Origin of the sequence: Beutenbergia cavernae DSM 12333 (assembly GCF_000023105.1) — a bacterium.
Classification (GTDB): Bacteria; Actinomycetota; Actinomycetes; order Actinomycetales; family Beutenbergiaceae; genus Beutenbergia; species Beutenbergia cavernae.
Window position 1 is genome coordinate 3,325,387 of record NC_012669.1, and the last position, 12,079, is coordinate 3,337,465.

Consider the following 12,079-nt stretch of genomic DNA (forward strand, 5'->3'; position numbering starts at 1 on the left):
GTTGGACCTGTCCGATCTCAGCCGGCTGCCGCCCGATCCGCTGGGCAAGGTGCTCGGCCCCGGCTTCGACGGCGTCGCGCGCGCTGACCTGAGCGCGACGACGCCGCCGGTCGCCGCGCTCACGACGCCGTTCCTGAGCCTCGACCGAACCGCCGTCACCGACAACATCGCCGCCCTCCAGGGCTGGTGCGACGAGCGCGGCTACCTGCTGGCGCCGCACGGCAAGACGACGATGGCGCCTCAGCTGTGGTCCCGACAGCTGCGGGCCGGCGCCTGGGGCATGAGTGTAGCGACCCAGGCACAGCTTCAGGTCGCGCTCACGTTCGGGGTCAGGCGCATCCTGCTGGCGAACCCGCTCACCACCCGGGCCGGAGTCGAACGGGCCAGGGCGGCGCTGGTTCGCGACCCGCAGCTCGAGATCCTGTCGTGGGTGGACAGCGAGGCCGTCGTCGACGTCCTGGGTTCCCGGACCGGACCCGACCTTCCGGTGCTGCTCGACATCGGTCGCAGAGGCGGCCGCACCGGCGTGCGCGACGTCGACGCTGCTCGCGCCGTGGTCGATCGTGTTCACGCCACCCCGGGTACTCGGCTCGCGGGTTCGGCCGCCTACGAAGGTGCGATCGGCGGCGATCCGAGCCGTTCCGCCATCGCGGCGTTCGCCACCCACGTGCTCCAGATGCACCGGGAGGTCGTGCTGCCGCGCGTCGGGCCGGGGGCGTACCTGAGCATCGGCGGGAGCGACCATCTCGCCGAGGTCGACGACGGGTTGGCGGACCTCTCCCCCGCGGACGGCCGGGTGGTGGTGCGTTCCGGCGTCAGCATCGCCCACGACGACTGGCACTACAGCCACGCGCAGGAGGAGGCACCGCCGAACGCACCGCGGTTCCGCTCCGCTCTACGACTGGTGGCCACCGTGCTCGCGGTTCACGACGACGGCGTCGCCCTGCTCGATGCCGGGAGGCGCGACGCCGGGCACGACCACGGGCTGCCGGTCGTACTCGAGCTCTGGCGCGCCGGCCAGGTCGTCGATGTGGTCGACGGTCCACTGCCGACGGCGTCGATGAACGACCAGCACACGTTCGTCGAGGCGGGCGTCTTCGGGACGCCCCCAGTCGTGGGTGACAACGTCGTGCTCGGGATCTCACACCCGTGCACAACCTTCGACAAGTGGCGCGACATCGTCGAGGTCGACGGTCGCCTGACGCCCCGCTCGGTCGCCGTGGGCCTCGTCCGCACCTACTTCTGAGCCGGCGTCAGTACGTGGCGCGACCGCCGCTGATGTCGTAGACCGCGCCGGTGGAGAAGCTCACGTTCTCCGAGCACAACCACGCGATCAGCTCGGCCACCTCCGTTGCCGTGCCGACCCGCTTCATCGGGATGAGGCTTGTGATGTGCGCCAGCACGTCCGGCGCCGTCGTCGCATTCATCGGCGTTGCGATGACGGCGGGCGCTACCGCATTGACCAGGACGCCGGTGGTCGCGAGCTCCTTCCCCGCCGACTTGGTGAGCGCGATCACCGCGGCCTTGGAGGCGGAGTAGATCGACAGGTTCGGGTTGCCGTCCTTGCCGGCCATGCTCGCCAGGTTGACGACCCGACCCCAGCCGGCGCCGACCATCCCAGGCACGAACGCCCGCATCATCGCCACGGTGCCGACCACGTTGACGTCGAGCACCTGCCGCCACTGCTGCGAGGTGGTCTCCACCAGCGGGGCGTTGGGTCCGACCACCCCGGCCGAGTTCACGAGCACGTCGACCGGACCCACCCGTTGCGCGAGTGCGGCGACCGCGTCGTCGTCGGTGACGTCCAGCACGTGGTCGGCCCCGTTCGCCATGTCGACGGTGACAACCTCCAGACCGTCCTCGGCAAGCCGGACGGCGGCGGCAGCGCCCAGGCCGCTCGCGCCGCCGGTGACCAGTGCTCGTCGCATCGTGCGTCCTCTCGAGTGTCTCGCGTCGGTGCTGCGGCCCAGCCTAGGGTTTCGCTTGTTCGAATCCAACTCCACCCATCGGAAGGCTGTGGTGACGGCCCCGCGACTAGAGGTCGTACGCGACGGCGAGAGGTGCGTGGTCGCTGAACCGCTCGGCGTAGGAGGAGGCGCGGTCGACGACGGCCTCCACGGCGCGCGCCGCGAGGTCGGACGTGGCGATCTGGTAGTCGATGCGCCAGCCGGCGTCGTTGTCGAACGCCTTGCCGCGCCAGCTCCACCACGTGTATGGACCGTCGACCTCACCGGCCTGGGCACGGGCCACGTCCACCCAGCCGTCGGCGAACCAGCGGTCGAGGTAGCCGCGCTCCTCCGGCAGGAAGCCCGCGGAGCGGAGGTTGCCCTTCCAGTTGCGGATGTCGAGCTCGCGGTGCGCGACGTTGACGTCGCCGGCGACGACGGCGAAGCCGCCGCGGGACGCGAGGTCGCCCATGCGGGTGGTCACCCGCTCGAGGTAGGCGTACTTGGCGGCCAACGACGGCGTCCCGACCGTCGCGGAGTGGAGGTAGAGCGAGGCCGTGGTGACGGTGTCGCCGGCCGGGAGCTGCACGTCCGCCTCGATCCAGCGGCCCGTGTCGATCGCCTCGTCCGTGACGCCGTCTCCGAGGCCGATGCGGACCGCAGTCACAGGCAGCCTGGACGCGACAGCGACGCCCGCCCGGCCCTTGGCGTCGCTAGCGGCATGCGCGATGTGCCAGCCCTCGCCCAGCAGCTGGTGCACGGTCTCGTCCGGCGCGCGCAGCTCCTGCAGCAGCAGCACGTCGGGCTCGCGCTTCGCGAGCCACTCCCCCATGCCGCGGCGGTAGGCGGCCCTGATCCCGTTGACGTTGACCGTCGCGACACTCAGCACACGGGTCATCCCATCACGGCCCGACGACAGCCCCGGACCGCCGGGTCACGGCATCTGCTCGAGGCTGACGATCTCGGCCGACCACGGGCAGTACTGATCGGACGTGACTGTCCCGTCCTCGACGAACGACGGCAGGCCGTCACACACCTCCGTCGTGGCGAACGCGAACTCCACAGTGGCGGGGTCGAGGTGCCAGGACCACGGGGAGTTGACACCGGGATCGTCTCGGACGACATCGCCCAGCGGGATCGCGGCGATGTCCTCGCCGTCGAGCAGCTGCTGCGCGTGCGCCACGAGCTCCTCGGTGACGAGCTCGACCCGGAACTCCTCGTCCACCACCGCGAACGTCGCGACGGCATGGTCGACGACGGCGTCCGTCGGGTCCGCCGTCGAGCTTGCCTCGTCCGAGGGGTCGGCTGTGCCGCCGTCGCCGTCCGGCGACGTGCACGCAGCGAGGACGGCGGCCGCGGCGCCGACGACGACGAGGGTTCGGGCCATGCGGCGCATTCTCATGGCTGCACCCTGTCGTCGATCGGCACGAGCCGCTAGTTCAGGCCCTCGATGATGCGGAAGTCGCGCTCGAAGCCTTCGGGGAGCGCGGCCAGCGCCTCTTGATAGGCCGCGCTCGCGCGTGCGGCGACCGCCTGTTCGAAGCTGTCGAACTCGATCAGGACGACTCGCTCCGCTATTCCGGCTTCGTGTGCGTCGACCCGGCTGCCGATGCTGGCGAGCACCCGCCCGCCCGCGGCCCTGACGGCCACACCCGCCAGTTCGTTGTAGACATCAAGCCTCGCGGGGTCCTCGATGGTGGGGTAGACGCTGACCCAGTAGCCCTTGGCCACGGTTCCTCCTGTGCTCGGAGTTGATGCTCAGAAACAACTCAGATCCATCGCCGGTGTGATCACCTACCGCGCCCGATCCGCAGCGCAGCGCCAGAACCGCCCGTCAGGCGACGCGGCGCTCCGCGGCCTCGACGGCGTTGCGGAACAGCAGCGCGATCGTCGTCGGCCCGACGCCGCCGACGCGCGGGGTGATCGCGCCGGCCACCGCCTCGCAGGACTCGTCGACGTCGGGCAGCAGCCGCCGTCCTTCGTACCGCACGCCGCCCCCGACCACCGTCACGCCCGGCGTCAGGTGCTCCGGTTGCAGGATCCCCGGCACGCCCGCGGCGGCGATCACGATCTCGGCCCGTCGCGTGTAGTCCGGCCAGTTCGGCACCCCGGTGTGGACCACCGTGACGGCGGCGTTCGCCGTCGGCCGCTTCTGCGACAGCAGCAGCGCAAGCGGTCGACCGAGCGTCGTGCCGCGCCCCAGGATGCACACCTCGCGGCCCGATACCGGGATCTCGTAGTGCGCGAGCAGCGCCTCGATCCCGGCGGGCGTGCACGGCACCGGTCCCGGCATGCCGAGGGCGAGCCGACCCATGTTGACCGGGTGGAGCCCGTCCACGTCCTTGTCCGGGTCGAGCTCGAGCAGCGCGGCGTCGAAGTCGATCTGCGGCGGGGTCGGGTGCTGCACGAGCACGGCGTCGACGTCGTCGGCCTCGTTGAACTCCCGCACCGCGGCCAGCAGGTCGGCCTGCGTCGCGTCCTGACCGAGGTGGATGTGCGGCGACGTGAAGCCGAGCTCGCTCGCCTTTTCCTGCTTCATGCGGATGTAGCCCGCGCTGGCGGAGTCGTCCCCGACGAGGATCGTGCCGAGCCCCGGACGATGCCCGGCCCCGACCAGCGAAGTGATCCGGGGCGCCAGGTCGGCGAACACGGCGTCCGCGACCGGGCGCCCGGGCATCATGCGTGCAGCCATCGGCGCGGCCCCCTACTGCTGGAGGCCGGGGTAGAGCGGGAAGGCCGCCGTCAGCCGGTCCACCCGGGCGCGCAGGCCTTCGACGTCGGCTCCGGCCCCGTCGGTGAGCGCCGTCGCGATGATGTCGGCCACCTCCGTGAACTCGGCGTCGCCGAACCCGCGGGTCGCGAGCGCCGGCGTGCCGATCCGCAGGCCGGACGTCACCCGCGGCGGGCGCGGGTCGAACGGCACGGCGTTGCGGTTCACGGTGATGCCGGCGTCGTGCAGGAGATCCTCCGCCTGCTGGCCGTCGAGCGCGGAGTCGCGCAGGTCGACCAGCACGAGGTGCACGTCGGTGCCGCCGGTGACGACGCTGACGCCCGCCTCCCGCACCTTCGGCTCCAGCAGGCGCTCGGCGATGAGGCGCGCGCCGGACAGCGTGCGGGCCTGGCGGTCCCGGAACTCCTCGCCCGCGGCGACCTTGAGCGCCACGGCCTTCGCCGCGATCACGTGCATGAGCGGGCCACCCTGCTGGCCCGGGAACACCGCGGAGTTGAGCTTCTTCCCCAGCGGCTCGGAGTCACGTGCGAGCAGCAGACCCGAGCGCGGGCCGCCGAGCGTCTTGTGCACGGTGGTGGAGACGACGTCGGAGTCCGGCACCGGCGACGGGTGCAGGTCGGCCGCGACGAGCCCCGCGAAGTGCGCCATGTCGGTCCAGAGGTAGGCGCCGACCTCGTCGGCGATGCTGCGGAACGCCGCGAAGTCCAGGTGCCGGGGGTAGGCGGACCAGCCGGCGATGATGACCTTGGGGCGCGCCTCGAGAGCCGCGGCGCGCAGCGCCTCGTACTCGATGCGGTGGGTCTGCTCGTCCACCCCGTACGCGGCGACCTGGTAGAGCTTGCCGGAGAAGTTGATCTTCATCCCGTGCGTGAGGTGCCCGCCGTGGGCGAGCGACAGGCCGAGGATCGTGTCGCCCGGCGTCGCGAGCGCGTGCAGGACGGCGGCGTTCGCCGTCGCCCCGGAGTGCGGCTGCACGTTGGCGTACCCGGCCCCGAACAGCGACTTCGCCCGGTCGATCGCGAGGTTCTCGGCGATGTCGACCTGCTCGCAGCCGCCGTAGTAGCGCCGGCCGGGATAGCCCTCGGCGTACTTGTTGGTCAGCACGCTGCCCTGCGCCTGCAGCACCGCGCGGGGCACGAAGTTCTCGCTTGCGATCATCTCGAGCGTGTCACGCTGCCGGGTCAGCTCGCCGTCGAGGACGGCGGCGATCTCCGGGTCCAGCTGGGCGAGCGTGGCGTCCATGACGGCGCTCGTGTCCGCTGGCGTGGTGGGGGTGGCAGGTGTCGTCGGGGGCATGCGCACTCCTAGCGTCCGGTCGGCTCGCGCGCACCGGCGTGCCCGCGAGTTGACCCTCGGCCCAGGCGGGCGACCTCGAGGTCCGTGCGTCCGGGTCCGTCCGTGCCGTGGCCGGTCCCGTCGGCGGTGCGTCGCTCCCCGGTGGTGATCCACCTCGGCGCCAGTCGCGACCCGGTCAGCGTAACAACTTCGGCCGCCCTCCGCGTCGAGCCTCAGGCGCTCGTCAGGCGGCCGATGACGGTCGTCCGTCCGCCGCCCGCTCTCGCCGAGTGCGTGATGTGTCCCGCCCGGCGTCGGCGTGTCGCGCGAGACATCACGCACTCGGCCGTGGGGAGACCTGGATCGCGCTCAGGCGTCCGACGACGGCCGCCGCTTCTGCGGGTAGATCGTCTCCCCGCGGGCGAGCATGGCGACGTCCTCGGCGATCCGGCGCTCCCGCGTCTCGGCCCGCTTGAGCGCGCCCAGGCGATGCAGCATCGCGAAGCGGTTCTGCGACGTCAGCACGTCGAACATCGCCTGCGCGCGCGGGTCGGCGGCGATCGCCGCCGCCAGCTCGGGAGGCACCTCGGCCCGAGCCGGACCCTCGTACGCCGCCGCCCACCGCCCGTCGGCCTGCGCTGCCCGAACGGCGGCACGCCCGGCCTCGCGCATCCGGCCCTCGCTCTCGAGCCGGTCGATGTACGTCACGTTCCGCGCGGACCACCGCGAGCGGGAGGTGCGCGGCGTGAAGCGCTGGAACGTGCTCGCGTCGTCGCGGCGGCGCGCCTGGCCGTCGATCCACCCGAAGCAGAGCGCCTCGTCGAGGGCCGCGGCATACGTCAGCTCCGTCACGTCGCCGCCCTTCTTGTGCAGCACGAGCCACACGCCGGGCGAGTCCGCGTGATGCTCGTCGAGCCACGCCCGCCACGCCGCCGCGTCCGCCACCACGAGCTCCGCCAGCTCCGCACTCATCCCGCAACCTCCGTCCGCAGCGCCCGCCGCGCCGCCGTCGTCGCCCGTGGCACGACCCCGCTCACGCGGGGGCGCCCTCGCCTCGCACCATCGCCTCACGTCGTGCGGTGAACGTCTCCTCCGGCCATGCCGTCCCACCGCCGATGCGCACGGAGCTGACGCTGACGCCGTCGTCGTCCTCCGAGAACGTGTACGTGATCCGCTCCCCCACGTTCCCAAAGCCCGGCTCGGGTCGCAGCCTCAGCGTGGCGTCGTCGATCACCTCGAGCTCGTCCACGGACTCGACCGGGTTCGGCGCGGTCGGGTGGAGCAGGACCAGCCGATCGCCGAGGCGGACCACGTCGGTGACGCCCCACAGGTTGACGAACCGGCCGGTGAACCGGTCGAGATCGACGCCGTCAGGCACCGCGGGGAGGTCGTCCGGCACGTCGAGCGCGAGGTCGATGATCCGGATGAGGCCCTCGGCCAGCTCGGTCGCCGGCCCTTCGAGCACGTTCGTGAGCACGCTGACGACGAGGCCGTCCTCCGGGTCGATCCACGTGCGCGTGATGTGGCCCGGATAGCCGCCGGAGTGCCCGACGACCTGCCGTTCGCCGACCTCGCCGAGCTCGATGCCGACGCCGTACCGCCCGACGTCCTTGCCGCGCCGCCGGACCACGGACTCGAGTCGCTGCATGAGTCGCTTGCTCCGGTCCTCCAGGAGCGCCTCGGAGCCGAGCACGTGGGCGGCGCCGTACGTCGTGAGGTCCCGGGCCGTGGAGTAGAAGCCCGTCGCGGCCGCGAGCGCGCGCGTGTCCACGTGGCGGATGGTCCAGCGTTCGTCGTCGCCGGCGATGAGTCCGGTGTGGCCGCCCGCGTACTCCGCGGCGCGCGAGTTGTCGAGCTCCGGACCGGTGCGCTCCAGGCCGAGCCGGTCGACGATGTGCTCGCCCACGTACTCCGCGTACGACTGCCCGGACGCCGCCTCGATGACGAGCCCGAGCAGCCCGTAGCCGATGTTGGAGTACTTGAAGTGCTCGTTCGGCGCGTAGACGACGCCGGCCTCGCGGGCGAGGGCGAGCAGCATCTCGCGGTCCGGGAATGGGCCGATGAGCTGCCAGAAGTCGCTGTCGGCGCCGTCGCGGATCACGCCGGCCTGGTGGCCGAGCAGCTCACGCAGCGTGACCGGGCCGACCTCCGCGCCGGCGAGCTCCGGCACCCACTGCTGTACGGGGTCGTCCAGGCGCAGGCGGCCGTCCTCGAGCAGCTGGAAGATCGCCGTCGCGGTGAACGTCTTCGAGTGGGAGGCGATCCGGAACAGGTGCTCGGTGGTGAGGGGCTCGCCGGAGTCGAGGTCGCTGAGCCCGAGCGCGACATCGAGCACGACCTCGTCGCCCGCGCGGATCGCCGCCTGGATCCCGGGCGTGCGACGCCGACGGCGCTGCAGCTCGAGCCAGGAGGCGAGGTAGTCGGAGAGGTCGCGAACCAGGTCGGGAGTCAGCTTCGTCACGGTTCGTCATCCTGCCGCATGCCCGGGGGCGTCAGCGCACGCTTTCTCTCGCTGAGGCGCCGGGCCTCTCGGCGAGAGGCGTCAGGCCGAGGCGACGTCGTCGGCCGCCGGACCCGTCGGCATCTCACCGAGGATCTTGCGCAGGTACGCGTACGTCAGGTCGCCCGCGTTCTGGTCGTACTGGTGCTCGAAGCCGTGCTTGGCGTACAACGACAGGTTCTGCTTGGAGTCCTGGCCCGTGAACACCCAGACCTCCTGCGTCTGCTCGGGCAGGTAGTGCAGGACGGCGAGCAGCAGCTGGGTGCCGATCCCCTGGCCCTGCAGGTCCGGCACGACGGCGAGCCGGCCGAGCAGCGCCCGGTCCTCCTCGAGTCCCACCCGGACCGAGCCCACGAGGCGCTGACCCATCCAGGCGCCGAGCGTGACCACGTCGGCCCGCGCGAGGTCCGTCTCGAGCTCGGCCAGCGTCTGCGTGAGCGCGGGGATGTTCGGGTCGTCGTACAGCTGTGCCTCGGTGACGAACGCCGCGCGGCGCACCGTGAGCAGCTCACCCGCGTGAGCTGTGTCGACGACGTCGATCCGCAGCCCGGCCGACGGCGTGGCGTCGTGGTCCGCACTCATGCGTTTGCTCCTGACTCGCGCGGGACGTCGAACAACCTCTCGTGCTCATCCTTCCATGTCACGGCCCGGTGCCCGGGTACCGTCGCCCGGCGAGACGCCCGGGGCTGCCCCGCCCGCGGCGGGTAGCCTCCATCCGGTGACGCACTGGGTCCTCACGTTGTCCTGCCCCGACCGTCCGGGCATCGTCTCGGCCGTGGCCGGTGTGCTCGCGGGCCTGGGCGGCAACATCACGGAGTCGCAGCAGTTCGGCGACGCCGACACCGGCCTGTACTTCATGCGGGTTCAGGTCGAGTGCGACGCGTCCCGCGAGGTCCTCGACCGCGCGGTGGGCGGCGTCGCCGAGCAGTTCGGCATGTCGTGGGAGCTCGACGTCGTGGGCCGCCCGGTGCGGACGGTGGTCATGGTCTCGACGGCGGCGCACTGCCTCAACGATCTCCTGTTCCGGCAGCGCTCGGAACGGCTGCCGATCGAGATCGTCGCCGTGGTGTCGAACCACACGATGCTCGCGGAGCTCGCCGCGTTCTACGGCATCGACTTCCACCACGTCCCGGTGACGCGCGAGACGCGCGTCGACGCGGAGGCGCAGCTCCTCGAGCTCGTGCACGCCCTGGACGCCGAGCTCGTGGTGCTGGCGCGGTACATGCAGATCCTGTCGGACGACCTGTGCCGCGACCTCGAGGGGCGGATCATCAACATCCACCACTCGTTCCTGCCGAGCTTCAAGGGGGCGCGGCCGTACGCGCAGGCCCACGAGCGCGGCGTGAAGCTCATCGGCGCGACGGCGCACTACGCCACCGCCGATCTCGACGAGGGCCCGATCATCGAGCAGGACGTCGAACGCGTGCGGCACGACGACACGGTGGAGGACCTCGTCGCGATGGGGCAGGACGTCGAGCGCCGCGTCCTCGCGCGCGCCGTGCGCTGGCACGCCGAGCACCGGGTGCTGCTCGACCGCACGCGGACGGTCGTCTTCCGCTGACCCCGGCCGGGCCGTCCGCCGTCAGCGCATCGTCGGCATCGCGTGCCGGTGGCTCGCGCTCGGCGGCGCGACCATGCGTGCACCCGTGATCGCGGCGATGATCTCCTCCGAGCCCGTGGACGGGCCGTGGAACGACCCGTTGTTGCGCCCGTGCCGCAGCACCTCGATCCGGTCGCCCACCGCACGGACGTCGTTCATGTTGTGGCTGATGAGGATCACCCCGAGCCCGAGCTCCCGCAGCCGCTCGATGTGCACGAGCACCTCCGCCGTCTGCGCCACCGACAGCGACGCCGTCGGCTCGTCGAGGACGACGATGCGCGGGTTCCCGATCAGCGTGCGCGCGATCGCGACGGACTGGCGCTGACCCGCGGACAGCTGGGAGAGCGGCGTCCGCACCGAGGCGATCTGCGAGGAGAGGTCACGCAGCACGCGGCGGGCGATCTGCTCCATGCGACCGTCGTCGAGCACGCGGCCGGTGCGCAGCTCCCGGCCGAGGAACAGGTTCGCCGTCACGTCGAGGTTGTCGCACACGGCGAGGTCCTGGAACACCGTGGCGATCCCGAGGTCGTGCGCGGCGGACGGCGACGGGACCTGCACCGGCGCGCCGTCGATCTCGATCAGCCCGGTGTCGGGCGTGAGGACGCCCGCGACGATCTTCGCCAGCGTCGACTTGCCGGCGGCATTGTCGCCGACGAGGGCGACGACCTCGTGGGCGTGGACGTCGAGGTCGACGTCCACGAGTGCCTCGACCGCGCCGAACCGCTTCCCGATCCCCCGGACCGAGAGCAGCGGCACGGGAACCTCCGTGATCATGACTGCCTCACCCGCCCGTCGTCGCGCACGTCCATCATCGGTCCTCACCTCGGATGTCGACATCGGTGGACTGCAGCACGTGCACGAGCGCGCCGAGCACCTCTGCCCTCGGCCCGAGCTCCGCTGCCACCACCTCGAGCGGGGCGATCTGGTTCCGCAGGACGCCGCGCCGGACGGCGTCGCGGAGCGGGCCGAGGAGGATCTCCCCGGTCTCCGCCAGCTCCCCGCCCACCACCACGACCTGCGGGTTCACGGCGGCGCACAGTCCGGCGACGACGGTGCCGATCGCCTCCCCCGCGTCCGCCACCAGCCGGGCGCAGCCCCGGTCGCCGTCGGTGGCGAGCGCGATGACGTCGCGCAGCGTGAGGTTCCCGTGGCTCGCCCGCAGCGAGGCGAGCAGGGCGTCCGCGCCGACGACGGTGTCGAGGCAACCCCGGTTGCCGCAGCGGCAGATCGCGCCCTGCGGGTCGACCTGCACGTGCCCGATCTCGCCGGCCGTCCCGGCGTACCCGCGGTACACCGCCCCGTTGAGGACGACGCCCGCCCCGATCCCGTACGAGGCGCGCACGTAGACGCTGTCCAGGTGCTCGCGCGACGCGCCGAGCGTGTGCTCGGCGAGGGCGCCGAGGTTCGCGTCGTTGTCGACGTGCACCGGGCGCGCGAGGCGCTTCGACATGACGTGCGCGAGGTGCTCGCCGTCCCACCCGCGCATCACGCCGCGCACCGAGATCATGCCCGTGGCACCGTCCACCGGTGCGGGCAGTCCGAGCCCGACGCCGACGAGCTCGTCGATCGGCGAGCCGACCCGCTCGAGCAGGTCGGCGATGAGCAGCGACGCCCGGTCGAGCCCGGTGTCGAGGAGGTGTTCGTGTGGCAGCGGCAGGGACTGCTCCGCCACGACCGTGTGGCTGAAGTCGCCGAGCACGACTCGCATGCTCCGGTGCCCGACCTGGACCCCGGCGGCCAGACCGACCCGCCGGGCGAGCGTCACCATCTGCGCCCGGCGCCCGCTGCGGGACGTCGGGCGCACCTCGACGACGCCCGCTCCGAGCAGCTCCTTGACGATCGTCGAGATCGTCGCGGCCGAGAGGCCCGTGGCGCCGGCGAGCTCGACCTGCGTCAGGCCGCCGAACTGCTTCACCGTGTCGACGATCAGCGACCGGTTCGCCTCCCGCAGGGAGGACTGCGACCCGGACGTCGCTGCTCGGCCGATCACGGCCGGAGCCTATCGGCCGGATGCCGCGGCACCGGCG

The 12,079-nt window shown here is 72.2% G+C and carries 13 protein-coding genes; 2 read left to right on the forward strand and 11 right to left on the reverse strand.

Features of this window, described 5'->3' with window-relative positions; genetic code table 11:
- The first annotated feature begins 1 nt into the window (after position 1).
- Positions 2–1,246, forward strand: coding sequence for a type III PLP-dependent enzyme domain-containing protein (locus tag BCAV_RS15030; RefSeq protein WP_015883468.1), 1,245 nt, complete (start codon positions 2–4; stop codon positions 1,244–1,246).
- 7 nt (positions 1,247–1,253) lie between these two features.
- Here the strand turns inward: BCAV_RS15030 and BCAV_RS15035 are convergent, their stop codons facing one another.
- The 9 genes from BCAV_RS15035 to BCAV_RS15075 all read right to left on the reverse strand — a co-directional run bounded on the left by BCAV_RS15035 (position 1,254) and on the right by BCAV_RS15075 (position 9,034).
- Positions 1,254–1,928 (reverse strand): SDR family NAD(P)-dependent oxidoreductase, encoded by a 675-nt coding sequence (locus tag BCAV_RS15035; protein WP_015883469.1) that lies wholly within the window; start codon positions 1,926–1,928, stop codon positions 1,254–1,256.
- Positions 1,929–2,034: 106 nt separating this feature from the next.
- Positions 2,035–2,844, reverse strand: coding sequence for an exodeoxyribonuclease III (locus BCAV_RS15040; protein ID WP_015883470.1), 810 nt, complete (start codon positions 2,842–2,844; stop codon positions 2,035–2,037).
- A gap of 36 nt (positions 2,845–2,880) precedes the next feature.
- Positions 2,881–3,333, reverse strand: a complete 453-nt coding sequence (locus BCAV_RS21720) for a BP74-related protein (RefSeq protein WP_050761747.1) — start codon at positions 3,331–3,333, stop codon at positions 2,881–2,883.
- A gap of 47 nt (positions 3,334–3,380) precedes the next feature.
- Positions 3,381–3,677, reverse strand: a complete 297-nt coding sequence (locus tag BCAV_RS15050; protein ID WP_015883472.1) for a DUF1330 domain-containing protein — start codon at positions 3,675–3,677, stop codon at positions 3,381–3,383.
- Between the two features lie 103 nt (positions 3,678–3,780).
- Positions 3,781–4,638 (reverse strand): bifunctional 5,10-methylenetetrahydrofolate dehydrogenase/5,10-methenyltetrahydrofolate cyclohydrolase, encoded by an 858-nt coding sequence (locus BCAV_RS15055; RefSeq protein ID WP_015883473.1) that lies wholly within the window; start codon positions 4,636–4,638, stop codon positions 3,781–3,783.
- 12 nt (positions 4,639–4,650) lie between these two features.
- On the reverse strand, positions 4,651–5,919 hold the full coding sequence (gene glyA, locus BCAV_RS15060) for a serine hydroxymethyltransferase (protein ID WP_043347321.1): 1,269 nt from the start codon (positions 5,917–5,919) through the stop codon (positions 4,651–4,653).
- Positions 5,920–6,321: 402 nt separating this feature from the next.
- Complete coding sequence (locus BCAV_RS15065; protein WP_015883475.1) at positions 6,322–6,924, reverse strand: YdeI/OmpD-associated family protein; 603 nt, start codon at positions 6,922–6,924, stop codon at positions 6,322–6,324.
- Positions 6,925–6,985: 61 nt separating this feature from the next.
- On the reverse strand, positions 6,986–8,413 hold the full coding sequence (locus BCAV_RS15070; protein ID WP_015883476.1) for a serine hydrolase domain-containing protein: 1,428 nt from the start codon (positions 8,411–8,413) through the stop codon (positions 6,986–6,988).
- Between the two features lie 81 nt (positions 8,414–8,494).
- Positions 8,495–9,034, reverse strand: coding sequence for a GNAT family N-acetyltransferase (locus BCAV_RS15075; protein WP_015883477.1), 540 nt, complete (start codon positions 9,032–9,034; stop codon positions 8,495–8,497).
- A 136-nt stretch (positions 9,035–9,170) separates the two neighbouring features.
- Here BCAV_RS15075 and purU point away from each other — a divergent pair, with 136 nt between their 5' ends.
- A complete protein-coding gene (gene purU / locus BCAV_RS15080) occupies positions 9,171–10,013 on the forward strand; it encodes a formyltetrahydrofolate deformylase (protein ID WP_015883478.1) in 843 nt (280 codons plus the stop codon).
- Positions 10,014–10,034: 21 nt separating this feature from the next.
- On the opposite strand, the gene BCAV_RS15085 is transcribed toward purU, so the two are convergent.
- Positions 10,035–10,826, reverse strand: coding sequence for an ATP-binding cassette domain-containing protein (locus BCAV_RS15085; RefSeq protein WP_015883479.1), 792 nt, complete (start codon positions 10,824–10,826; stop codon positions 10,035–10,037).
- Positions 10,827–10,860: 34 nt separating this feature from the next.
- Positions 10,861–12,042: an ROK family transcriptional regulator gene (locus tag BCAV_RS15090; protein ID WP_015883480.1), complete on the reverse strand. Its 1,182-nt coding sequence runs from the start codon at positions 12,040–12,042 to the stop codon at positions 10,861–10,863.
- Positions 12,043–12,079: the final 37 nt, after the last annotated feature.